General features: G+C 66.5%; 18 protein-coding genes. 16 read left to right on the top strand and 2 right to left on the bottom strand.

Features of this window, described 5'->3' with window-relative positions:
• Positions 1 to 114 precede the first annotated feature (114 nt).
• Together ACZ37P_RS22530 and ACZ37P_RS22525 are read left to right on the top strand one after the other, a co-directional pair.
• Positions 115 to 570 (top strand): hypothetical protein, encoded by a 456-nt coding sequence (locus ACZ37P_RS22530; protein WP_467348298.1) that lies wholly within the window; start codon positions 115 to 117, stop codon positions 568 to 570.
• 148 nt (positions 571 to 718) lie between these two features.
• The gene (locus ACZ37P_RS22525; protein WP_467348297.1) at positions 719 to 1,564 is read left to right on the top strand and encodes a DUF3825 domain-containing protein; all 846 of its coding nucleotides are present in this window, start codon (positions 719 to 721) and stop codon (positions 1,562 to 1,564) included.
• A 156-nt stretch (positions 1,565 to 1,720) separates the two neighbouring features.
• On the opposite strand, the gene ACZ37P_RS22520 is transcribed toward ACZ37P_RS22525, so the two are convergent.
• A complete protein-coding gene (locus ACZ37P_RS22520; protein ID WP_467348295.1) occupies positions 1,721 to 2,677 on the bottom strand; it encodes an FAD-dependent oxidoreductase in 957 nt (318 codons plus the stop codon).
• Between the two features lie 11 nt (positions 2,678 to 2,688).
• A complete protein-coding gene (locus tag ACZ37P_RS22515; RefSeq protein ID WP_467348293.1) occupies positions 2,689 to 4,134 on the bottom strand; it encodes a carph-isopro domain-containing protein in 1,446 nt (481 codons plus the stop codon).
• Positions 4,135 to 4,368: 234 nt separating this feature from the next.
• Between ACZ37P_RS22515 and ACZ37P_RS22510 the strand changes: the two genes are divergently transcribed.
• The 14 genes from ACZ37P_RS22510 (at position 4,369) to ACZ37P_RS22445 (ending at position 23,322) form a co-directional block, all read left to right on the top strand.
• Positions 4,369 to 4,935, top strand: a complete 567-nt coding sequence (locus ACZ37P_RS22510) for an ATP-binding protein (protein ID WP_467348291.1) — start codon at positions 4,369 to 4,371, stop codon at positions 4,933 to 4,935.
• Positions 4,932 to 5,813, top strand: a complete 882-nt coding sequence (locus tag ACZ37P_RS22505) for a phosphotransferase (RefSeq protein WP_467348289.1) — start codon at positions 4,932 to 4,934, stop codon at positions 5,811 to 5,813. Before ACZ37P_RS22510 ends, ACZ37P_RS22505 begins: the two co-directional genes overlap by 4 nt.
• A gap of 50 nt (positions 5,814 to 5,863) precedes the next feature.
• Positions 5,864 to 7,114, top strand: a complete 1,251-nt coding sequence (locus ACZ37P_RS22500; RefSeq protein WP_467348287.1) for a methionine adenosyltransferase — start codon at positions 5,864 to 5,866, stop codon at positions 7,112 to 7,114.
• A 53-nt stretch (positions 7,115 to 7,167) separates the two neighbouring features.
• Positions 7,168 to 8,031, top strand: coding sequence for an aminoglycoside phosphotransferase family protein (locus tag ACZ37P_RS22495; RefSeq protein ID WP_467348285.1), 864 nt, complete (start codon positions 7,168 to 7,170; stop codon positions 8,029 to 8,031).
• Positions 8,028 to 8,735, top strand: coding sequence for a histidine phosphatase family protein (locus ACZ37P_RS22490; RefSeq protein ID WP_467348283.1), 708 nt, complete (start codon positions 8,028 to 8,030; stop codon positions 8,733 to 8,735). The genes ACZ37P_RS22495 and ACZ37P_RS22490 overlap by 4 nt, the downstream gene beginning before the upstream one ends.
• Entirely contained in the window at positions 8,728 to 10,023 is a 1,296-nt protein-coding gene (gene serS / locus ACZ37P_RS22485) for a serine--tRNA ligase (RefSeq protein ID WP_467348282.1), read from the top strand. Before ACZ37P_RS22490 ends, serS begins: the two co-directional genes overlap by 8 nt.
• Positions 10,024 to 11,046, top strand: coding sequence for a glycosyltransferase (locus ACZ37P_RS22480; RefSeq protein ID WP_467348280.1), 1,023 nt, complete (start codon positions 10,024 to 10,026; stop codon positions 11,044 to 11,046).
• Positions 11,040 to 12,080: a hypothetical protein gene (locus ACZ37P_RS22475; RefSeq protein ID WP_467348278.1), complete on the top strand. Its 1,041-nt coding sequence runs from the start codon at positions 11,040 to 11,042 to the stop codon at positions 12,078 to 12,080. Before ACZ37P_RS22480 ends, ACZ37P_RS22475 begins: the two co-directional genes overlap by 7 nt.
• A 77-nt stretch (positions 12,081 to 12,157) precedes the next feature.
• The gene (locus ACZ37P_RS22470) at positions 12,158 to 13,063 is read left to right on the top strand and encodes an LLM class flavin-dependent oxidoreductase (protein WP_467348276.1); all 906 of its coding nucleotides are present in this window, start codon (positions 12,158 to 12,160) and stop codon (positions 13,061 to 13,063) included.
• A 643-nt stretch (positions 13,064 to 13,706) separates the two neighbouring features.
• On the top strand, positions 13,707 to 15,701 hold the full coding sequence (locus ACZ37P_RS22465) for a DNA cytosine methyltransferase (RefSeq protein ID WP_467348274.1): 1,995 nt from the start codon (positions 13,707 to 13,709) through the stop codon (positions 15,699 to 15,701).
• A 280-nt stretch (positions 15,702 to 15,981) separates the two neighbouring features.
• The gene (locus ACZ37P_RS22460; protein ID WP_467348272.1) at positions 15,982 to 17,454 is read left to right on the top strand and encodes an ATP-binding protein; all 1,473 of its coding nucleotides are present in this window, start codon (positions 15,982 to 15,984) and stop codon (positions 17,452 to 17,454) included.
• A gap of 63 nt (positions 17,455 to 17,517) precedes the next feature.
• On the top strand, positions 17,518 to 20,316 hold the full coding sequence (locus ACZ37P_RS22455) for a Z1 domain-containing protein (protein WP_467348271.1): 2,799 nt from the start codon (positions 17,518 to 17,520) through the stop codon (positions 20,314 to 20,316).
• Entirely contained in the window at positions 20,313 to 21,323 is a 1,011-nt protein-coding gene (locus tag ACZ37P_RS22450) for a PD-(D/E)XK motif protein (protein ID WP_467348270.1), read from the top strand. Before ACZ37P_RS22455 ends, ACZ37P_RS22450 begins: the two co-directional genes overlap by 4 nt.
• Complete coding sequence (locus ACZ37P_RS22445) at positions 21,316 to 23,322, top strand: AIPR family protein (RefSeq protein WP_467348269.1); 2,007 nt, start codon at positions 21,316 to 21,318, stop codon at positions 23,320 to 23,322. Before ACZ37P_RS22450 ends, ACZ37P_RS22445 begins: the two co-directional genes overlap by 8 nt.
• Positions 23,323 to 23,338 lie beyond the last annotated feature (16 nt).

Genomic DNA, 23,338 nt, shown 5'->3' with positions numbered 1-23,338 from the left:
AGCCGCGAGCGAGGATACAGCCCGTACGTGAATCAGGAAAAATTTCCCTTGACATGAGGATGAAATTTTCCTACGCTCTCTATGTAGTCAATGAGATCCCACCTTGGAGAAGTCATGGCAGCCGCTGATGATTTCGAGTCCGCATCACCCGAGTTCTCTACCTGGACAGATCTCGACAAGGCCATCAAGGCCAACGGCAGCGTCCTGCGTGTTGCCATGTGGGCGCTCCGGGACATCGACGGCTACGGCCGCCTCGGCGTCCGTGTCCTTACCAGCATTCATGACAAGCTCGCCGATATCGGCGTCGGGCACCTCCCCTTCGATCTCCCCAACAACCAGCACCAGAGCGTCGTCCTCTACAAGGCGGGCAGCGAGGCGGGTGCTGTTGTCGCGGCCGTCCGCAACGGCAACAGCACCGGAGACGCCGAAGCGGCCCTCCGACGACTGAACACCTCAGATGCCGTACAGGCGGAACGAGCCAAGGACGGCAAGCTTGCGGATCTTGCCGACAAGGTCGACGAGCTGGAGAAGGTGCTCGCCAGCTTCCGGGCGATCTTCGCTGAGGACTGAGCGGCCTCCGATCAGCGAGTGCCAGTATCAGCAGCACGGCAGCGGCGGCGCACACGGCGCTTTTGGCCTTGCCGGCGGGCCTTAGTGACATTCCGCAAGGCACGAAAGGCAGGACCGATGCCCCAACCCTAACGATCAAGGAGAACAGATGATTCAGCCCCGTCCAACCGCTCCACTTTTTCAGTACGCCTACATGGGTCGTCTGCGTACCGCCGATGAACGCCGACAGGGTACCGGCTCCCTGGATTACATCGACCGACTGGCCGACCTGGCTGAGGCCGAAGATTGGGATGGCCTCGATGCCCACTACCTGGGCGAGAAGCGCATCCTCAAGAGCTACGTGAAGCTAACGTTCCAACATGTTCTAGAACGTGGCGAAGTCCTGCAGAACACAGATGGCTCCCGCAGTGTCTTCAACACAGGCCTTTTCACCCGTCAGCAGGAGTCCATCTACGGGGTATTCACCCGCAATACTGCTGGACAGTCGCCTTGGCGATTTGAGAACTGGTATGAAGAGAGTCACCGGACGATCCTTCAAAACTTCCGCGACCTGCCGGCGTTTCCGCGCTACACCGACGACCCTGGCGACTATTTCTATGACTGGACACGCCGTCTCATAGTAAATGCCCGGCACGTGGCTGAGGGTCATCCGGAGCGCTTCCCGAGCGAGCTGCAGAATAATGCTCTCAGCGCTGAACTGCAGTTGGAGGGGGCTGTGAAGCGTGCGGAGAAGCGCGTGCGGCGTTCATACAAAGCAGCTGTCCCCTTCTGGTACGTGGCAGAGAAGAAGGTCCAACTGCTGCTGCCATTGTCGCTTGTTAACCCGGGCCGAGTAGACCTCGCCCTTGTGGTATCCCGTGAGGGTGACTACTACCGTGGGCACACCGTGCTCACGACTGCGATGGCCTATGGCAACGCCCGCTTGCTGACCCGGCCAGACAGCGACTGGCTCCAGCCGGTATCCACGACTGACGAGGTCTCCAATGGCGCGTGAAGCAGAACGTCGGCGATAGCTGAGACCGACGTCCCAGCCCCCAGACCCCAGAGCCCAAGCCGGTCCGGGAGCTGGGCCATCGCCCGCTCGTAGTCGTCACCGAACCACAGCCCCAGTGTGGAACGCTGACAGGGAACCCGCTGCTGCATGACGTGCTCAGCTTCGTGAGGCAGACAGCATACGAATGTCGTGGGCGCAGCCCCAGGAGAGGGTGACGCCGGCGCCGCCGTGGCCGTAGTTGTGGAGGATGGTGCGGCCGGTGGGGCGGTGCTCGGCTTCGACGCGGACGGCCGTCCGCGTCGGGCGGGTGCCGATGCGGTGGGACAGGATGCGGGCTTCGGCTAGACGGGGCTCGACGGCTGTGCAGCGGCGGAGGATGGCTTCGGCTGCTGCCGGATCGGGGGCGAGGTCGGCGCGGCCGTCGATAGCGGTGCCGCCGAGGGCGACGGTGTCGCCGTGAGGGTAGATGCAGAGCAGGTCGGGGGAGGTGCCGGTGTCCTCGGAGAAGAACTCGGTGATGCCGGGGTTGGTGACGATGACGTGCTGGCCGCGGATGGGGCGGAGGTCGCTGTCGGCGGCGAGTTGGCGTGCTCCGAGGCCGGAGCAGTTGACGACGAGGGGGCCGAGGGCAGGTTCGTCGAGGTTGGTCACCGTGTCCTGCGTGATTGTGGTGCCGGTCGCGAGCAGGCGGGTCTGGAGGTAGGCGAGGTAGACCGGCATGTCGATGAGGGGGACCTCGAAGCGGTAGCCCGTGCTGAAGCCCGGCGGGAGTTCGTCGGGGCCGCAGGGCTGGAAGCCGGGCAGCGTCGTGGCCCAGTCAGGCGGCGCATCCGCGTAACGGGAGGCTTCGACGCCGGCGGTGATACGTACGCCCGTACTCGGATCGTCGGCCAGGACGCGGAAGACCTCCAGCGAGTGCTGGCTCCACTCGTCGACCTTGTCCTTGGGTTCGACCAGGTAGGGGCCCCACATCGCGCCAGCCGCCAGGGAGGTACGGCCGGGCAGGTCCTCGGCGACTACGTGGACGCGAACCCCGGCCTCCGCGAGGACAATGGCGGCGGTCAGGCCGGATACTCCAGCTCCGATGACGGTTACGTTCTCGACTCCGTTCACAGGACCGGACCCTAGCGCGCGGTTGCGGGCTCGGCCGGGTGCTTGGCGAGGCCGCGTTCCAGCTCCGGCAGGAAGCTCCGGACGTGCGGATTGCGCTGGCGGCGGCGCAGGTCGACGGCGAGTCGGTGGAGCAGTGCGGTGCTGCGGGGCGAGCGGACCGTCGCCAGGCGTTGGGTCGCGGTGCCTGCGATCTGGCAGGCGAGTTCGGTCTCGCCGAGAGCGGTGTAGCCGAGGGCGAGCCAGGAGCCCTCGAACAGGGCGCGGCGCTGGCTGGGATCGATCAGGGGCACTTCGTGAGCTCCGGTGGTGAGCAGTGACGTGCCCTTGGCGATGAGGTGGCGGCCTTCCGCGGTGGCGCCTTCGTTTCGGCGTATGCGGCCGAGTTGAACGAGTGCGTAACCCGCCTGGCAGTCGAGGTGGTTGCCGGTGAGGTAGTACATCCAGCGCGGTTCGGAACCGTCCGGGGAGGAGGACTCGACCAGTTGGCGGGCCGTCTCGCGTGTGCGGTCGAAGTCCGTCGTGCGTCCCGCAGCCGCGTAGGCGTAGGCGAGGCGGGAGAGCACGGAAGCTCGGGCACCGGCAGGTGCGCCCTCGCTCGTACGGGCCGCGGCCTCGCCGAGCGTGACGGCGTCGGCCGGGTGTTCGCGGCTGGCGGCTTGGAAGGCGAGGTCGGCGAGAATGTGCGCGGCCAGGGGCTTGTCGTTGACCTGGTGAACGGCGCGCAGGGCGGAGGCGAAGTAGCGCTGGGCCAGTCCGTGGTCTCCGGCGTCGAAGGCCATCCATCCGGCGAGTTGGCCGACTTCACCGAGGGCGTGCAGAAGTCGCGCCGTCGCGAAGGGGGAATGGCCGCCTTCGTGGAGGAGGAGGGCGACAGCGCGGAACTGGGCCCCTACGTAGGACAGATGGCGGGCCCCGCCGTGTTCGTCGTCCAGTAGCTGGAGGAGGGGGAGGTTCTGCTCGACCTGGTCGATGAGGGGGTCGGCATCGGTGGGGTGAGCCAGCCGGTCGGTGAACTGCCCGCGCCCGGCCGGGCTGTCGACGTACTGCGACACGATGGCCAAGAGAGTGGCGCCGGAGGCGGCGAGGAAGTGTCGGCGGTCGCGCAGTCCGCTGCGGACCCAGTCCTCCATGATCCCTCCCAGTTCACGCGCGGTCCAAGGCCGTGCGAGGTCGCTGTCCGCCGGCACGAGGGCCTGCGAGGGCGTCGACCGCGCCTGCCATAACCACTCGACGGTCACCGTCCGGCCCAGCTCCTGGGACAGCACATGCGCGACCGCCGTCGGCAACGGCGAGCGGGGCAGGCTGCCGTGGTCGCGCCAGTGATAGGGCGCCGACTCGGCCACCGTCCCGTCACCGAAGGCCCGATTCACCTTCCGGGCAAGGACTTTGGGACTCCAGGCCAGTTCGTCCAGGCACGCGGAGAGCTGGAGATTCGGCCCTTCTGGTCGTCGGCTCATTCAGCGGTTCACCCCCGCGTCGCTGCGCGCCTCCGCCCATCCCATGCTGCCTCTTCGTGCAGGTCGAAGACGAGCTCCGCAAGGAAGTTGACCGAGTTGACCGCTTGATGGGCTCCTGGCCCCGCACGTTATCCGGTGTGCTGATCAGGCAACAGAGGGCAACCAGACCGGCGGCTGGCACTTGTCCCCCCGTCCGGTGTCAGCTGCCTCCCCGATGCCGAGAAGAGGCTCCGTATGAACCACCAGCAGTTTCCGGCTCCGGACGAGTTCCACGTCCGAGCCGGCGCGGAGGCCGTCAGCCGCGCTCGGCGGAGGATTACCGTGACGGCAAGGCACTGGAAGGTTCCCTTGTCCGAGGGAGCCCTGTCCGACGTGGAGCTCTGCTCGAGCGAGATCATCGCCAACGCGCTTACGCACGCAGGCAACGAGTGCTGGGTGCGGACGCAGTGGACCGGTCAGTTCCTTCAGATCGAGGTCACCGATCGCTCTCTTCGCCCTCCTGTCGTGTCGAGAGCCTCACCCGACGCCACCTCCGGGCGCGGTCTCGCTCTGGTGGAGAGCTTCTCGCACGGCTGGGGCTGGGTTCCGAAAGAGCTGGGCAAGACGGTCTTCTTCATCAAGGCGGATGTGGCGGTCCTGACCAGTACCCGACGGATGTGCGTCCTCGTTCGTACCGCGCAGGCAAGGATCGAAAGGGCCGACGACAGCGCCTGTGCTCCCGCATCGCGAAGTCAGCACGGGCGTCGCTGGCCAATCCCCATCGCCCTCGCGAGCCGCGTCTCCAGCCTGGGGTGGTCGTGATCACTCCTCTGGACAGCGCCTGCATGCAACGCTTCGGTCCGCTCGTACTCCACCACGACAAGCCGCTGTCCGTGACGTGGTGGGCGTGCGAGGGCAGGTCCCTGCTCAAGGTCTACCGCTCGATCGAACCGCTGCAACGGCGAAACCGAGAGGCCCAGGCGCTCTTGCTCGCCCGCGACTGGGGCGTACCTGTACCAGCCGTACGGGCGGCCGGTGCGGAAGACGGATACTGCTGGGCCCTGATAGACGCGGTTAGCGGTACGGCGTCGCAGGTTGCGACGCGAGAGGACGTCGAAGCGTTCGTCCAGCGCACCTTTTGGCTGACCGGAATTCTTCGGGGCCACCGCGTCCTCGGCGGGCCGGGCACCGGCTGGCTGCCGACTCGCGGCGACAGGTTCACCAACAGCGGCGCCCTCCTGGACCAGTTGTCCGAGCGCTGCCGAACGAGACCCTGGTGGCCGGACCTGGGGCAGGCGCTCACCGTCCTGGACGACGAGGAGTGCGTGTACCTGTACGGCGACATCAAGCCGGAGCACTTCCTGCTCTCAGGGCGTGCCGTCCATGTCGTCGACTGGGAAGCGGCTGCCCGAGGGCCCGCGGTGTGTGACCTCGTGGACGCCGCCTTCCACCTGATCCGCGACCTCACCTACTCCGGCATCTCGCCTCTCCCGTTCGACGTGATCGGGCAACTCCCCGTCACGGGACCAGCAGCCGCCTGGCGCCTGGTGCGCTGGCTCGATCGACGGCGCACCGAAGATCTCGCCCTCGTGTCCGCCGAGAGCCTGCGCGACCTGATCACTTCCGCCGATCCGACCAGCGTCGTACGAACCCTGGCTCGGTTGATCACCGACCTGCGCGACGCAGGTGTTCCGCGGTAACACCGCTCATCCCGCTCGTTCTGTCCGTTCGAGACGCTCAGGAGAACACCGTGAACCGCACCGCAAAGAACCTGGGACGAAGCCGGATCGTCATCGAGACCGGTACGCCGTACCCGGACGCCACCACCATCGTGGAGCGGAAGGGGCTGGGCCACCCGGACACCCTCGCCGACCACCTCGCCGAGCGACTCTCACAGGCGTACAGCCGCTACACCCTGGAGAACTTCGGGGCCGTGCTCCACCACAACTTCGACAAGCTCGCGCTCCTGGGCGGAGCAAGCCGGGTCGAGTACGGAGCCGGCGAGATGACCGCGCCCGTCCGCGTCCTCATCAACGGCCGGGCCGCCCGCACCTGCGGCGACACCGAGATCCCCGTGGACGAACTGGCGGAAAGCACCGTGCGGGCCTTCTTCTCCGAACGCCTGCCGTCTCTCGCCGCCCACCTCGACCTGCACTTCCACATCACCAGCAATTCCAGTCCGGGCGCGGTCATCACCGACACCGACGCCCCGGAACGCACGCGATGGTTCGCCCCACGATCCGTCGACGACCTGCGCGAACGACGAGTCCTGATCGCCAACGACACCTCGCTGGGCACTGGTTGGGCGCCCCAGGGCCCCTTCGAGCCCTTCGTGCACGAACTGGCCGACGACTTCTCCGGTACGAGCGCCTTCACCGAGGCTCATCCGTGGTGTGGCACAGATGTCAAGGTCATGGGCTACTACGAGGGCGACCGCGCCGACGTCGTTCTGTGCGTCCCCCAGATGAGTCCGCTCGTACCGGACCGCACCGCGTACCTCGCCAACAAAAAGACGATCCTCGCCGAATGCCGCCGCCTCGCCGGCCTGCACCTGCCCGGCACCCCCGTCGACTTCCGCTTGAACGTCCGTGACGTGCCGGAGAAGGACGAGCTGTACCTCACCTACACCGGCAGCTCCATCGAGTCCGGGGACGAAGGCGTCGTCGGCCGAGGCAACCGCGTCAACGGTCTGATCACCCCGCTGCGCCCCATGAACATGGAGGGCGCCAGCGGCAAGAACCCCGTCTACCACGTTGGCAAGCTCTACAACCTGGCCGCGACCCGCCTGGCCCACCGACTCCACCAGGAAACAGGCGGCCACGCTGAGGTGCATCTGGTCAGCGCGACGGGTGAGCCGCTGGACCAACCGTGGCGCATCCTGATCCGGCTCTCCGAACCGGCGGCCCAAGTGGACAAGGTCCAGGCCCTCGTCGTCGAAGCTCTCGCCGGATTCCCCGCCCTCACGGAGGAACTCATCCAGGATGGAGTGCTGCTGAGTTGAACGCGCCAACCCTCCTCCCACCAGTCTCCGCGAGCTGCCGAGACCGGTTGACCGTGCACTACGGATCGGCGGCGGACGCCTGGCTGGACCGTGTCCCGCAGATCTTCGCCGCCGCCGGCCGCGGGTGGAAACTGACCCTCACCGGCTATCACGACGCTGGACACGCCTCCGCGCTCGCGACCGCCGTCGACCGCCGAGGCCGTGCTGTACTGCTGAAGGCGTGGCCCGACCCGAGCCGATACGCGCGAGAGGTGGCCGCTCTACGGCTCTGGCATCCGGGTCCTGGCCGAGTCGTGCTCATGGCGGACGACGACTTGTCGGTGGCCGCCCTCCGCATGGTCGGCCCGAGGCCGGGAGGCGAGGAACCGCCGGACGGCGAGACCACCCTCGTAGCCGCAGCGATCCAGCAGGCCCACAGCATTGGGCGGAGGGTGCCGCCCGGAACCTTTCCGTCGCTCTCCGACCACCTGCGGGACGAGGTGCTGCCTCGCGTACAGAAGCGTCGGAGCGGCAGCTCATACGGCCAACTCGCTGCTCGAGTAGCCGTGCACACGGACGGACTGGCAGAGGATCACGGCCGCAGGACCGTACTCCACGCCGATCTGTACCGCGAGAACGTCGCCTTCACGAGGCAGCGCCGACCGGTTCTCCTCGACCCGGTGCCCATGGACGGAGACGCTCTGTTCGACTGGGCCTTCTGGACTCTCTACTACCGCCTCGGCGACGGCACGCAGGAACGGCTCCGCCAAGCCGCATCCCGCTCTCGCAACCGTCGGTCCCGCATCATCCCGTGGTGCCTCCTCATCGGAATCGACGGACTCCTCTACTACGAGGAGAGCGGCGACCGGCGCGTGAACCGCATGGCAACGGTCCTCGACGCTCTGTGCGCCCAGGCCGAGTGGAGCCCAGCGAGATGACGACGTACCTGCTCAGACATGCGAGCACCACGTACAGCACCCGCTACCTGGTGAACGGTGACCCAAGCATCGCTCTCCCGCTCGACCCGGAAGGAGTCGCCGCGTGCGAGCGGCTGCGCGACACCGGCTCCCTGAGCGGCTTGCGGACGTGGATTGCGAGCGAGTTCTCGCGCGCCCGGCAGACGGCAGCCCTACTCACCAACGCTCCTGGGGTCGCGCACCAAAGCGACCCGCGGCTCAACGAACTCGACTACGGCAATTTCGAGGGCGGCCCGTTCCTTGACTACGCGGTTTGGCTCGGCGGGCACGGCCCGTGGATCCGACCGCAAGGCTCCGCCGAGTCGCAACGCGAAGGCATCGCCAGGATGCTGACCGGGGTCCAGGCTGCGCTGATGCGGCCTGGCCCGCGTGTCCTGGTGGCGCACGGTCTTCTGCTGTCCGTCCTCGGCTGGGCTGTGGCCGAAGCCCCGGACTCGCCCATGCCCTTGTTCTTCCCGGAAGCCGCGTGCCTGGACCCGCTGGTCGTCTCGGACGCCCGGCTGGTCCGGCTCATTGGGCGTCTCCTCGACGGTCTGAGCCAAACTGACCGTCGCGTAGAGCCGTCGGGAGGTGACCGTACGCAATCGGGTCGGAGGAGGGTGTCCATTCTTGCTAACTTCGATCCTCTACCGACCCCGCTCGAGGAGAGACCCCCTCATGCATGATGCACGCGCTCTGATCGACATGGGAGATGAGGCGGTCCGCCGCCTCGCCCGTCGCGGCTACGCCCTGGACCTCTCCTCCCTGGAGTCCCTCCAGTCCCGCCGCAACCAGAGCATCGGCATCGCCGACGAGCTGCGCTCCGAGTCCAAGAGTGTGGCAGCCGAGGTCCAGAAGACGGCGAAGTCGGGCGGCGACACGTCTGCCCTCAAGGATCAGGCCCGCAAGCTCAAGGAGCAGATCCGCGAGGCGGAGGTCGAGCAGGAACGGATCCAGGAGGAGCTGACCCAGTTCCTCCTCACCATCCCGAACCTGCCGGCGGACGAGGCGCCCGACGGCGACTCCGAGGACTTTGCCGTCGAGCAGCGCCGGGTCGGTAACCCGCCCGCGTTCTCCTTCGAGCCGAAGGACCACGTGGACCTGGGCGAGGGCATGGGCATCCTCGACTTCGGACGGGCCACAAAGCTTTCCGGCCCACGCTTCAGCGTCCTACGCGGCGTCGGCGCCGCACTGGAACGCGCCCTCGTCACGCTCTTCCTCGACCTGCACACCCGCCGCCACGGCTACGTCGAGCACTCCGTGCCGTTGCTCGTGACCCGCAAGACCATGACCGGAACGGGCCAGCTGCCCAAGTTCGAAGAGGACTTGTTTGCCACCGGCGTCGCCGACCGCGAACTCTTCCTCATCCCCACCGCCGAGGTTCCCCTCACCAACCTCTACGCCGACGAGATCATCCCGCCCGCAGACCTGCCTCTCGCCCTGACCGCGCAGACGCCCTGCTTCCGCTCCGAGGCCGGCTCGTACGGCCGCGACACCCGCGGGCTGATCCGCCAGCACCAGTTCTCCAAGGTCGAGATGGTCCGCATCTGCGCACCCGACGACTCCAGGGCCCAGATGGAGAAGATGGTCGGCCACGCGGAAGCGTGCCTGAAGGAACTCGACCTCGCCTACCGCGTCGTCACCCTCGCAGCCGGCGACACCGGTTTCTCCGCCCAGCTCACGTACGACATCGAGGTCTGGCTGCCCAGCCAGAGCACGTACCGCGAGATCTCCTCCATCTCCGACTTCGGCACCTTCCAGGGCCGCCGCGCCGCCATCCGTACCCGTAACGAGCACAACAAGCCCACCCCGGTCGCCACCGTCAACGGCTCCGGCCTGCCCGTCGGCCGCACCTTGGCCGCGGTCCTGGAACAGCACCAGCAGCAGGACGGCTCCGTCCTGCTCCCGCAATCCCTCGTCCCGTACATCGGCTTCCGCCGGATCACGGCGGACGGAGCACCCTCGGAGGCATAAGTGTTGGTCGGCGTCTGCGACTTCCCTGGCAGCTACGCATTTCCCCCGGCCGGGTACGGCGGGATCGAACGCTGGTTATGGGCCGTCGCCGTAGGGGCGAGAGCCGCAGGCGCCGACGTACACCTCCTCGGGCCGAGCTGGCGGGACGACCTCGGACCCGAGTGGACCCGAAAGCCGGTTCGGCTTGAGGACATCGCGCCGGGTTCGGCCGCCGTACGCGACCTCGCTGCCACCGGCTATGACCTGCTCGTCGTCGGCCACGAGTACCCGACACTGCCTGCGTGGCGCCGCGTTCGGGAGGCGCTCGACTGCGACGTCGCCACCTTCCAGCACAATCCCGACTTCCAGCACGCACCTGATGGCTTCGACGGCAAACGGGACCGCCTGTACTGCTACTCGCCCGAGATGATCGAGCGGTACGCGGCTTGGCAGCCCCGCGCGGAGTTGGCAGTCCACCTCGGCCTGGGCGAGGCTGAACCACCAGCGGTCAAGGGCGACGACCTCGTATGGGTCGGCCGCATCGACGCTCAGAAGGCTCCGCACCTGGCCCTTCGCGCTGCCGAACTCCTCGGTCGCCGCCTACGCATGGTCGGCCCGGTCTTCGACAGGGCGTACGTCCAGCGCCACGAACGGCTCTTCGCCGCCGAGCATGTCCAGTGGGACGGGGAACTGGGCGGTGCCGCCAAGACCGCCGCTTTCCACGGTGCCGGAACCTTTGTCTATACGTACGCCCGCGACTACGTCGAAGCTGGCGCCGCAGTCTTCGGGGAGGCGCTGCGGGCAGGAACACCGGTGGCGGCCCTGACCTGGCGCGAGGGCACCTGCGCGGAGGCCGCCCTCTGCCCCTTAACCGGGGAGACTACGGTCCTGCCGCCCGAGGCGGACGACGAGACGGCAGCGCGGGCGCTCGCCGAAGCGATCACCCGCACGGAAGACCTGGACCCCGTCCTCGTACAGGCGATTGGACAGCAACGCTTCGACCCGCAGCGTCACTTCGAGGCTCTGGCATCGCGGTCATGCTGAGCACCGTCGACCCCTCCGAGATACCGCGCCTACTCCGCAAAGTCCTCGGGCCTCGATGGGACTTCACCCTCGACGGCGAACGTCTGGAGATCCGCCATCAGGATCACGCGACGCCGTACCGCCCACCCCGGCACGCTCTTCCGTGGCCCGACCTGCTTGCCCGCCTGGAATCAGCCTTCGCCGAACAGGGCGTCCCCCGCGCCGCCTGCCTACCCCTTCGCTGGGGTCGCGAGACCGAGCTGACCATCTCCGCGGTTCAGGCCCTTGACCCGGTCCTCAAGGACGGCGGCACGATCCCCTACCGTCAGGGCTTCATCCCCCAGCCCGTTGTACGGCTCACCGCCAAGCGCGCCGCCGACGGCTCACTGCAGGACGGCTTCCTCACGTCCTTCGTCAACACGTCGCGCGTCGAACTCATCCCCAACCTTGATGCCTACGCCGCCGCCTTCGACCAACTCCTCAGTGTCCTGTCCCGCCTGAGCCTGCACGCCCGCCACATCTCCTTCCACGGCCGCCTCACCATCTGGCACCGCCGCCAAGTCGAAGGCATCACCCTCCGCTTCGACCACGCCGGCCTGCCCCTCGGCGACCTCGTCCTCCTCTGGAACGCCGCCCACCCCGACCGCCTCGTTCTCGACCTGGGCACCTCCCTCGAACGCCTCGCCTGGACCCGTTGCCGCACCCCGTGGCCCACTCTGATCTTCGGCCCGCTCGCCGAGGCCGCCCCCTACGAAGTGCTCGACGCCATCCGCACCGCCACGCTCCTCCTCGCCAACAGCATCACCCCCACCGCCCGTGGAGCCGGGGGCATCACCCGTCGAGTCCTCCGGCGCGTCGCCTCACGAACCGCTGTACCCGCCTTGAGCGAGGCAGTCCGTCACCTTCATCGCTACTGGGACACCTTTCATCCGATGACGGTCGGCTGGGTCGCTGTCACATCGCACGTGGATCACGAGTTCGCCACCATCGCAGAGACGCTCCAACAGGCCAGGGCCAGCCACTCCGATGAAGGGGAGTTGCCCATCGATGAGTGACGCCTCTCCCCGGTGAGGGACCCGCCAGCAGCACGATGCACGGCCAGGCACCATGAGGCAGCCGTAAGCTCCCGGGCATGAGTCTGCGTCTGAGCACCGTGATCCTGCCGATCTACCCCTGGGCTGGGGGGCGGAAGGTGTGGCAAGGAGCCGAGGAACTGGGCTTCCACGCCGCCTATACCTACGACCACCTGTCGTGGCGGGTGCCTTTCCGGGACCGAACGTGGTTCGGGGCGATCCCGACGCTGACCGCCGCTGCCGGTGTGACCGACAGCATCCGGCTGGGAACCCTCGTTACGTCACCTAACTTCCGGCATCCCGTGCCGTTCGCCAAGGAGTTGATGACGCTCGACGACGTCAGCGGCGGCCGGGTGACGCTCGGGATCGGGGCCGGCGGGACCGGATTCGACGCCGTCGTGCTCGGGCAGCAGCCGTGGACGCCGAGGGAGCGCGCCGACCGCTTCGCCGAGTTCGTGGAACTCCTCGACCGGTTGCTGCTCCAAGGCGACATCACCTTCAACGGCAACTCCTACTCAGCCGTCGAGGCGCGCAACATCCCCGGCTGCGTGCAGTCTCCGCGCCTGCCGTTCGCCGTCGCCGCCACCGGCCCGCGCGGCATGAAGCTCGCCGCGAAGTACGGCCAGGCGTGGGTGACCACCGGCGACCCCGCTCTGTACGAGACCGGCACCGCCAAGGAGTCCCTGGACGCCGTCCGCGGCCAGGTCGACCGCCTCTCCACCGCCCTGCGCGAAGCCGCCCGCGATCCCGACAGCGTCCCCAAGATCCTCCTCACCGGCTTCACCCCCGACCGCGCCACCCCCTTCGCATCCGTAGACGCCTTCGTGGACTTCGCCGGACGCCACGCCGAGGCCGGCATCACCGAGATCGTCATCCACTGGCCCATCCCTGACTCACCCGACTTCGCCTACGACCACGCCACCTTCGAACGCATCGCTCTCGAAGCCCCGGGACAGTTCACCTGATCGGTGACACACGACACGGGCTTACGGGGCAGAGTTGCGGCCGGCGTGCGCTCCTCCACAGAGTTGGATCGTGCTGAGGGAAGTCGGTGAATGGATCATGCCGATGGCCTTAAACGGAGAGCTCAGGCCGCTCGTGAACTGAGGCCGTGAAGCAGGGCGTGCGCTCCACCGCGCGACCTCACCGCAGCGCTTCACTGGGCCAGTCAGCCACCAGAACTGGAACCCAGGACGTGGGGCAGGTCAACCTGCCACCAAACGCTGCACCAGATCCAATCAGCCATGGGTGTCACTGGCAGCGCAACATTCCATACCGCCCGTCACCGTGCGCCTGCGTTCTCGTTTGCCTGGTACCCCGGACTGTGAGGGAGACCCTCTGCCGAAAGTCCGGGACACTCCTGCCGCGCACCGATGCCATGTCCTAGGCTCGGCCTAGTCGCGAATGCGGCGGGGGCGGGGGCGGGGCGGGGGCGGGGGCGGGGGCGGCAAACGGTACTGACGGGACGGTCGATAGCATGTACTTAGCTACAGGGCCGGACGGTCGGAAGGTCGTGGCGATCACCGAATCTTATGCCCAAATTCTTGCTCCCACCAGGGGATCCATGATCTCCTGGTGTGTCCTGTCTTCGATGCGGAGGTTCGTACTGTGACCAAGCAGGTCTATGGCGTCCCTCTCGAGCGGAGTGATTACCTGTCGCTTGTGCCTCACGAGAACAGTTGCCGACAGGAGGACTTCCCCCAGTGGCTGGAATCGTTCGGGGCTGACAAGCGACTTGCGCTCGATCTCTTTTCCGGCGCGGGTGGACTCAGCCTGGGGCTGACGCGCGCTGGTTGGACAATTGCCGCAGCCGTCGACCACAACGGTCCCGCCCTGGAAACTCATGCTGCCAACTTCCCCGGCATGAGTCTAGACGTCGACTTGGGCGAGCCAGCCGCACTGGAGGAACTCCTCGAGCTGATGAAGCCCGCTCGCGGGCGAATCGACCTTGTTGCAGGAGGTCCCCCTTGCCAGCCGTTCAGCCGGGCAGGGCGCAGCAAGATCCGCAGCCTCGTCGAGCACCACGGCCGGAATCCCGTCGATCTCCGGAAGGAGCTGTGGCGCTCGTACCTGCACATCATCGAAGAGCTGCAGCCTCGTGCAGTGCTCATGGAGAACGTCCCTGACATGGGACTGAGCGACGACTTCCGGGTGGTCCGATTCATCGAACAGTGTCTTGAGAACGCTGGTTACGCCACGCAGGTACGGCTGGTGGACGCCTGGCGCTACGGCGTTCCCCAGCACCGTAAGCGGTTGATCCTCCTGGCCCGCAACGACGTCGAGCGATTCGACTGGGAGCCTGACCAGGAGGGTGTCTCTCTCCGTGATGCCATCGGTGATCTTCCGTCGTTGCTGGTGGCAACTGACGAGTACGCGGGTACTCGGCCGCACATCCTGCCTACTGAGCGAGTAGGAGGCCGGCGGACACGGTACTCAGCGTCGGCAACGCCCTCTTCCTTCGTCAGCAAGATGCGGGAAGGAGCGGAGCAGGACCAGTCCGAAGACGTCGTATGGGACCACATGAGCCGACGTGTACGCGCAGACGACTGGAAAATTTTCTCGACTATGGAGTCGAACACGCTCTACTCCGATGTCGACGAGTCGCTGCGCAGGTATCGGGCTGACAGCTTCACCGACAAGTACAAGAAGCTTGACTGGGCACAGCGCAGTCGGTCCATCACCGCGCACATCGCCAAGGACGGCTACTGGTACATCCACCCGGACCAGAACCGCACCCTCACGGTTCGCGAGGTTGCTCGCGTACAGACGTTTCCCGACCGGTTCCGGTTCGCTGGAACGCGCAGTGACGCCTTCCGCCAGATCGGGAACGCGGTACCGCCGCTCCTGGGTGAGGCCGCAGCCAAGGTGTTGCGCCCTGTTCCTGGAGCTGAGAAGCCTGAGGGCGGTCTGAAGTCCCGCTGGAGTCAGGTGCGGGTACAGCTGGATAGCTGGGCTGTCGCGCGCCAGGAGTCGGAGGACTGGGTACATCTCCCTGGTGAACACCTGTCCCAGATGGCTGCGGCAGTGGTGGCGCTGCTGTCCGGGGCGCGGCTGCAGGAAGCACAGCTGGCGGACTTGGTCGACCAGGTCCGCGGGCTGTCATGGCTGTCTGCGCAGAAGGTCGCCGCTCTCGAAGAGCTTGCCCCTACTCCGACGGCTCGGAGTCGGATGGAGCGCTTGCAGACTGTTGTGGGCCTCCGCCGGATCTGGAACTCACGTGATCACCAAGACGAGGTCGCCATCCTGCTCGGGATGAAGCCTGCTGAGCGCTCGCTGTTCAAGCTCCTGAACGGCGACGACGTGCTCTGGACTGGGCAGGCGGCACTGCGTGTCGCAGCGCGTCTTAACGACAGTGACTCGGACCGCACTAACCGCCTGAGCGACGGGCGTGTCGCCCTCGTGCGAATCATCGGCTCCGGGGATAAGGCTCCTCTACGTATGGCCAGCCTTCGGCTGATCGGCAGCACGTTCTGCAAGGTCAGCAAGCCCGCGTGCGGCAGTTGCCCTGTGAGTGCCTTCTGCGTTAGTCAGGGGAAAGTGTCCGCTGAGACCCCCATGGCGGAGAGCGGCTCAGAGCCTGCTGCAGCCGTCAACGTGAGCTGAGTCCCCGTCCGTACGTCCTGACAGGCGTGTCTCACCACGGGCCTGGGCTGGACCGTGTCAGGCGACGGCTGTCGGCATTGCTGTGGACCCAGGGCTCGTGGTGCATCCGCAGGTCTTTCGTCACTGCATATCCGCGGCCGATAGGATTGGCCGGACACGTGGGAAGTATGCACTCGGACCGTCCACGTACGAGCTACCCCACGCAGCACTCCACGTGAGGGCCGTAGCAGCCCCCTCGAGGGGTCAGCATTCAGGTCGGCAAAGGCAGGGCAGACGACAGATGACATACGAGCTGGCGCCTCCCGAGCCTGCCGGCCTCATCGCCACGCTCAGTTCTCTCGGGTACTCGCTGCCTGCGGCTGTGGCCGACATCGTCGACAACAGCATCTCCGCGGATGCCGTCAGGATCGACGTCGAGTTCACCTGGGCAGGCGCGGAGACCTGGATCGCGGTCTCCGACGACGGAAACGGTATGTCCCCGGCTGAACTGGTCACAGCCATGACCGTCGCAGCCCGTGGCCCTCAGACGGAGCGGTCCGCAGGGGACCTCGGCCGGTTCGGAGTGGGCCTGAAGTCCGCGTCGTTCTCCCAAGCAAGGCAGCTCGTCGTGACATCCTCGGTGTCAGGGGAGTGGCACACCCGCTGTTGGGACCTGGATCTGGTCGAGTCGACCGGGGAGTGGCGGCTGTTCAGCCAGGTCGACACCCAGACCGAGGCAGTCCTGGCTCGTCTTCGGGGCGAAGGCCGCCAGGGTACCGTCGTGCTCTGGCGCCGGCTGAACGGCTACGCGAGCACGACCGAGCAGGACACGAAGGCACAGAAGCAGTTCTATGCGGAGGCCAGGCGGGCCGAGGAGCATCTGGGCATGGTGTTCGCCCGGTTCCTGACAGGTGCTCATAGACGACAGCTGAGGTTCTCGGGGTCGGCGGTGAAACCGTGGGACCCGTTCCTGATGCACCATCCCTCTGTCCTGCGACTTCCCCCGGAGCGGCACCCGGTCAGGGAAGGTGAGGTGAGGATCGAGGCGTTCGTCCTGCCAGGTACCCAGCGACTGACGCCAGCGGAACAGGAGGGGGCAGGCGGGCCGAACGGCTGGCTTGACCAGCAGGGCTTCTACGTCTACCGCCGTGACCGGTTGATCCTGGCCGGAGACTGGTTGGGGCTTCGTCGTCTGCGCAAGGAGGAGAAGTACAACCTGGCGCGGATCGCGGTCGACGTTCCCGCAGAGGCCGACGTCGATTGGGGGGTCGACGTCAGGAAGTCCAGCATGGTGCCACCCGTCGGCCTGCGTCCGACCCTGGAGCGTCTGGCACGTGTGACGCGGGAGCGGGCCGCTGACGTGCTGCGGCATCGGGGGCTTGTCGCGGCACGCACTTACGGGGATCCCCTCGTGTACACCTGGAAGGTCAACAGGGACGACGAGAGGCTGGTCTGCCGGATCAACCGCAGCCATCCCCTCGTGCAGTCCGTGTCGAGGCCAGGAGGGGCCGAACCCGCACGGGTTCGTGCACTCCTTCGTCTCCTCGAAGAGACCGTTCCGGTGGCCACACTACGGGTGATGCACGAGACTGGTACCGAGGACGACCCGGAGCCGTTCGCAGGCTCGATGGGCGAGGCGGACGCCGACGTGACCGAGGTGGCCCAGCAGATCTTCGAGGCAATGGTCGCCGCGGGTCGGTCACCGGCCGAAGCCGGTGACCGGTTGCGCTCCATGTCCCCCTTCGACCAGCTGCGCGGCTTCTGGACTTCGTGAACGCACATCGATGGCCGACCGTAGCCTTATATCCATGATTCTTGACCAGTCCGGAGGCCGACCATGAGCGCCTCCCCCGACGAACCTCTCGTCCGGGCCGTACGGCTCGTGCGCGGCTTCCTGGTGCACGGTCGCCAGCCGACTCAGGACGAGGTCGAGGACGCGGTCAACGTGGTCTTCGGGATGATGACGGGCCGGGGGGAGCAGCTGGACCGCGACGAGCTGCTGAAGGAGATCGAGACCCTGGTCACGGTGTTCCAGGAGCGCTCCCTGGGGCTGTCAGACCCGAAGGGGCACGAGGCGTGGCTCCGGGAAGCGAAGGTGGACCGGTCCTGGGAGTTCTGGGAGCGCTACCGCTGGTTCCTCGAGGACGTGAAGAAGCTCCCCCTCTCGGTCGTGCACCGGCTGGACCAGACCACCGATGACGTCCTCGGGCAGCTTGAGGATCCGCGTCGGCAGGGACCCTGGCGACGCAGGGGCCTGGTGATTGGTCAGGTGCAGTCCGGCAAGACCGGTCAGTACATCGGCCTGGGAGCCAAGGCGGTCGATGCGGGCTACCAGTTCATCGTCGTGCTCGCCGGCATCCACAACGACCTCCGCAGTCAGACGCAACTGCGCATAGACGAGGGTCTGCTGGGATTCAACACCCAGTACCAGATGCGAGCCAACGAGCCGGGACGGACACGTGCCATGGGTGCTGGCCGCATGCCCCTCCAGGGTGGCAAGCGGCTGGACATCGCCTCTCCGACCAACAGCCGTGAGGACGGTGACTTCGGGCGGAAGGCCGCCGCCACCATCAACTTCCCGCTGGGCCGCTTCCCCGTCGTCCTCGTGGTGAAGAAGCACTGGCGCATCTTGGAGTACCTGCGGAACTGGGCAGTCGACGTACAGGGAACCGATCTCGCCAACGGCGGCAGGATCGTCCAGGACATCCCGCTCCTGGTGATTGACGACGAGGCGGACAACGCCTCGATCAACACGGTGAAGGACCCGGACGCGGACCCGACGAAGACGAACCAGGCGATCCGCGAGCTTCTCAACTCCTTCGAGAAGTCGGCCTATGTCGGCTACACGGCGACGCCCTTCGCGAACATCTACATCGATCCGGACGCGGAACACCGAAAGGCCGGCGAGGACCTCTTCCCTGAGAGCTTCGTCCGCAGCCTCCCCTCCCCGTCCAACTACCTCGGACCCGAGCGCGTCTTCGGCCTTCGCGTCGCGGACGACGACGAACCGGACATCGAACCGCTGCCCCTCGTCCGACACGTCCGGGACGCGGAGAGCTGGCTGCCGCTTCGCCATAAGGCAGGTGCAAGCCTGAGGGGGGAGCCGCCGGCCTCACTGCGCGAGGCGGTCATGGCGTTTGTCATGTCTTGCGCCGCACGGCGTGCACGAGGCCAGGCCAAGGTGCACAACTCGATGCTCGTGCACGTCACCCGCTTCACGCGGGTGCAGGGACAGGTTCACGAGCAGGTGGACGACCTGCTGCGCCTGCTCAGTGACGTCCTGCGCGACCGTTACGGCCGAGGGGCAGAGCTGCTGCTGGAGTTCCGTCAGCTGTGGGAGCAGGACTTCGAACGGACGACCGACTGCTTTACGGCCGACGAGGCGCCACCCCTGACCTGGGAGGAAGTGGAGGCAGAGCTGTCCGACGCACTGAAGAAGATCACGGTGAAGTCGATCAACGGCACCTCGCAGGACGTTCTCGACTACCACGAGCACAGGCGGATCGGCCTGTCCGTGATAGCCATCGGCGGCCAGAAGCTGTCCCGGGGGCTCACCTTGGAAGGGCTCACCGTGAGCTACTACCTTCGGTGGGCGAACACGTACGACAGCCTGCTGCAGATGGGCAGATGGTTCGGGTACCGTCCTGGCTTCGAGGATCTCTGTCGCCTCTACACCACTCCGGAAGTGCAGGCGGCGTACGTGGAGGTCACGTCGGCTGCAGACGAACTCAGCCGCGAGGTCGAGGAGATGTCCACGCTCGGCCTTACTCCTCGGGACTTCGGACTCAAGGTCAGGGCTTCATCTCTGGGCCTCATGGTCACCGCCGCCAACAAGATGAGCAACGGCAGGCGGGTGCTTCTCAGCTACTCGGGCGAGGGACCGGAGACCGTCATCTTCGACTTCGGCAGCCATGCCGTGCGTCGCAACCTCCAGGCTCTCGAGCACTTCGTGAGGCGCCTCGACGCCGTCGGAACCCCGGTAGTCGACGACCGGAGCGGAACCGTGACGTGGGCAAGCATCCAGCCCGACCTCATCGCCGCCTTCCTGGCCGAATACCGGGCTGACCGGATGGCACAGCGAGTGCGTCCAAGGCTCATCGCGGACTACATCGAGCAGTGTGCCCGGAACGGCGAACTGTGCAACTGGACCGTTGCCCTCGTCAGCAGTTCCCAGGCCGAGTCCACCCTGGGGATTGGTGATCATCAAGTGGGGCCGGTGCGACGGGCTCCCCTGAACAAGGGCTTTCGGAAGGAGGGCCGCTACACCATCCGACGGATCCTCAGCCCTGTCGACGAACAGCTCGGACTGGACGACGAGCGGGTCCGGAAGGCGCTGGAGAAGACCAGGGCTGAGGCGAGGCTCAAGGAGAAGTCCAAGGAGCCCAAGGAGCCCTCAGGTGTGTATCTGCGTCGGCAACGGGACCCGAAGGAAGCGTTGTTGCTCCTCTACCCCATAACCGTTGGCGCCAAGGAGGGAAACGACGAGGACGCCGAGGAGGGTGCACCGACGCACCTCGTGGGGTTCCAGGTGAGCTTTCCCGAATCCGAGCGCCATGTCCGGACGGAGTACATGGCGAACGCGATCTACCTCCAAGAGGACGTCTACCCGCTTGACGCCCTAGAGGACGGAGAGTGAGCGTCACAGAGGAGGACTGGAACGACCTCGAGTCGCCGCAGGACGCCCCCGGACGATCCGTGCGTCGGCTGTATGCGCACTCGCCGGTCGGCATGCACCTCTCAGTTGACCATCCGAACGGCGACAGGATGCTGGTCATCTCGTCCGATGCCCACTCGGCAGGCGGCGTCGTAAGGACCGTCCAGCACCTTCCGCGCACAGCGGGGATCGAGATCCAGATCAACGCCGTCTCGCGCCTTGAGTACGAGCTCAAGCTCGTGCTGAAGGCCAGCGAGCTCCGTGAGGTGTTCAACCCCCTGGTCGACGACGTGGCCCAGAGCGCGAGCCTCGCTGGCGATGCTGCCGGAGCGCTGCACTCAGCGGTCGAGCGCTACGAACGGTGGCAGAACTTGCTCCGGACCGTGGGCAGTACGGGCCTGACTGCTGATGGTCGTCGCGGTCTGGTGGGCGAGCTCGTCGTCCTGCGGGACAGGCTCCTCGGGGGGCTGCCGGACCTGGAGGTAGTTGAGGCGTGGGCGGGTCCCTCGGGAGCGAACCAGGACTTCCAGCTGCCGTCTGTGGCCTTGGAGGTGAAGGCCAGTTCGGCGAAGCGTCCCCAGACGCTCCGGATCGCGAGCGAGAGACAGCTCGACGGCACCGGAGTGCCAGCTCTGCTCCTGTGCCTGGTCACGTTCGACGAGCGGCACGGGGGCTCAGGGCAGAGCCTGAACCAGGTGGTCGACAGCATCCGCGACCGCCTGAGGAGTCCTACGGCGCATGCCCGGTTCGACGGCCTGCTGACGCAGGCCGGCTACCTGCCAGGGCATCGCGAGCTTTACGACGACCACCGTTACACCGTGCGGGACATGCGTTTCTGGCACGTACGAGAGGGCTTTCCCAGGCTGGTCGAGGCAGACCTGCCCGAGGGAGTCAGCGACTGCCGGTACCACGTGGCGGTCGCCAATCTGGAACAGCACCGAGCCACAGACGAAGAAGTAGCGGGACTGACGGGGGGAGCCGATGGCTGAACAAGATCTGTCCGAGTACGCGAGAAGCCTCGTGGCGGACGTGCAGGCGACGTCCGAAGCGGAGGGATTGATGCATCAGGACGTCTTCACGGCGCGTGTCCTGTACGACCTGGAGCAGGCGGGGGTTCTCGAGAACCCCTTCGGGGCGTACCACTCCGGACGTGGTTTCGAGGTGTCCGGTTACGGGGTCAGCGCGGACGACACAACTCTGGACCTGTTCGTCACCGAGTTCGACGTCGAGCCGCTGGACCGCAAGGCGACCAAGGCGCAGATGGACGCAGCCTTCAGGCGGCTACTAACCTTCGCCAGGCGTTGCCGGGAGGGACTGGCACAGTACATCGACGAGTCCTCTGACGTGCACGACATGTGCGTGGCAGTAGGCAAGGCGCTGAGCGAGGTCGCCCGAGTGCGCCTGCTGTTCCTCACGAACAGGATCTGTACCGCATCTGTCGTCCCACCGACGGAGTTCGACGGTCTGCCGGTGAGCCGGGAGGTGTGGGATGTCGCACGGCTGCACCGCAACGAGACGTCCGGCTCGCTTGCAGAACCCATTCTGGTCGAGTTCGACCCCCCGCTTCCCTGCGTACTCACCCCGAGCGACGAAGCTGACCACTCGGTGGTGCTCGGAGTAATTCCGGGAAGCACGCTGGCGGACCTGTACGAAGTCCACTGGACGCGCTTGCTCGAACTGAACGTCCGCTCGTTCCTGCAGGCCAAGGGAGGCGTCAACCGCGGTATACGAGAGACCATCCGTAAGACACCCGGACGATTCCTTGCCTACAACAACGGCATCACGGCGACCGCGACGGAGGTCGAGTTCGTCCGCGACGCGGAAGGCCGACCGACGCACGTCAGCAACGTCAAGGGCCTCCAGATTGTCAACGGCGGCCAGACCACGGCGTCGCTCTACTACGCAAGAGCCCGTGACCGAGCCGACCTATCCGCGGTACAGGTCCAGATGAAGCTGACCAAGGTGGCGCCCGAGCGACTCACGGACATCGTCAAGAAGATCTCGGAGTACTCCAACACGCAGAACAGGGTGACGCAGGTCGACTTCAGCTCCAACGACGCCTTCCACGTGGACGTGCAGCGGTACACCCGTTCGCTCTGGGCGCCCGCCCCCGACGGAAGCAGCCAGGAGACGCACTGGTTCTACGAGAGGGCTCGTGGCCAGTACACGGACGAGCTGACGAAGGCTGCGACGGCTCCCCGTCAGCAGAAGTTCAAGCGGGTGAACCCCCTCAAGCAGAAGTTCACCAAGACGGACCTGGCGAAGTACGTGCACTCCTGGGAGCAGCTGCCTCATCTGGTGAGCCGGGCTGCGCAGAAGAACTTCGTCGAGTTCACGCTCCGAGTCACTGAGGAGCCACCGGAGGTCGACACCCAGTACTGCAGGCGTGTCATCGCGATGGCGATCCTCTTCAAGGCCGTCGACCGGGTCGCGGCCAGACACGAGGCGGCCAGCCACAAGAGCCATGTCACGACCTACACGATGGCCAGACTCGTGCTTGCTGCCGACCGGCGGATCGATCTCGACCGGATCTGGCAGGAGCAGCGGATCACACCGGCCCTGGAGGAGGCAATCGACTCCCTCTGTCCTCTGGTCATGGAAGCAGTGCTGACTCCTCTACGTGGCAACAACGTCGGAGAGTGGGCGAAGAAGGGCGAGTGCTGGGACATGGTGTCCCGGGTGCACTGGAAGGTGCCCGGTGAGCTGGAAGCAGAGCTTCGCGCCACACCCCTGCACGCGTCTGGTCTTTCGGCTGGGAGCGACGTCGTCGCCGAGGGAACGGAGGTCGAGCTCCTTGCGGTTCCCGTCGACGAGTGGTCCGCGATCGCTCGCTGGGCCAAGGAAACGCACAGTCTGAGCCCGTGGCAACGGCAGTTGCTCCAGCAGGTTGGCCGGCGTCTCGAACTTGACGAAACGGTGCCGGCCCACCAGGCGTCACAGGCAGTGCAGACCAGGTCCAAGGCGCTGGAGCTCGGCTTCAGGCCGTAAGCGGCTGCAGGTCGGT

Source organism: Streptomyces sp. NPDC024632 (genome assembly GCF_055559175.1).
Note: the sequence above shows the minus strand (reverse complement) of the source record. Positions and strands in the feature narration are given on the sequence as shown.

Bases quoted from the DNA above. Each gene is read 5' to 3' on its own strand.
- ACZ37P_RS22445 (WP_467348269.1), top strand. From the start codon at position 21,316: ATGGCTGAACAAGATCTGTCCGAGTACGCGAGAAGCCTCGTGGCGGAC.
- ACZ37P_RS22515 (WP_467348293.1), bottom strand. From the start codon at position 4,134: ATGAGCCGACGACCAGAAGGGCCGAATCTCCAGCTCTCCGCGTGCCTG.
- ACZ37P_RS22525 (WP_467348297.1), top strand. From the start codon at position 719: ATGATTCAGCCCCGTCCAACCGCTCCACTTTTTCAGTACGCCTACATG.
- serS (WP_467348282.1), top strand. From the start codon at position 8,728: ATGCATGATGCACGCGCTCTGATCGACATGGGAGATGAGGCGGTCCGC.
- ACZ37P_RS22460 (WP_467348272.1), top strand. From the start codon at position 15,982: ATGACATACGAGCTGGCGCCTCCCGAGCCTGCCGGCCTCATCGCCACG.
- ACZ37P_RS22455 (WP_467348271.1), top strand. From the start codon at position 17,518: ATGAGCGCCTCCCCCGACGAACCTCTCGTCCGGGCCGTACGGCTCGTG.
- ACZ37P_RS22470 (WP_467348276.1), top strand. From the start codon at position 12,158: ATGAGTCTGCGTCTGAGCACCGTGATCCTGCCGATCTACCCCTGGGCT.
- ACZ37P_RS22510 (WP_467348291.1), top strand. From the start codon at position 4,369: ATGAACCACCAGCAGTTTCCGGCTCCGGACGAGTTCCACGTCCGAGCC.
- ACZ37P_RS22475 (WP_467348278.1), top strand. From the start codon at position 11,040: ATGCTGAGCACCGTCGACCCCTCCGAGATACCGCGCCTACTCCGCAAA.
- ACZ37P_RS22490 (WP_467348283.1), top strand. From the start codon at position 8,028: ATGACGACGTACCTGCTCAGACATGCGAGCACCACGTACAGCACCCGC.
- ACZ37P_RS22530 (WP_467348298.1), top strand. From the start codon at position 115: ATGGCAGCCGCTGATGATTTCGAGTCCGCATCACCCGAGTTCTCTACC.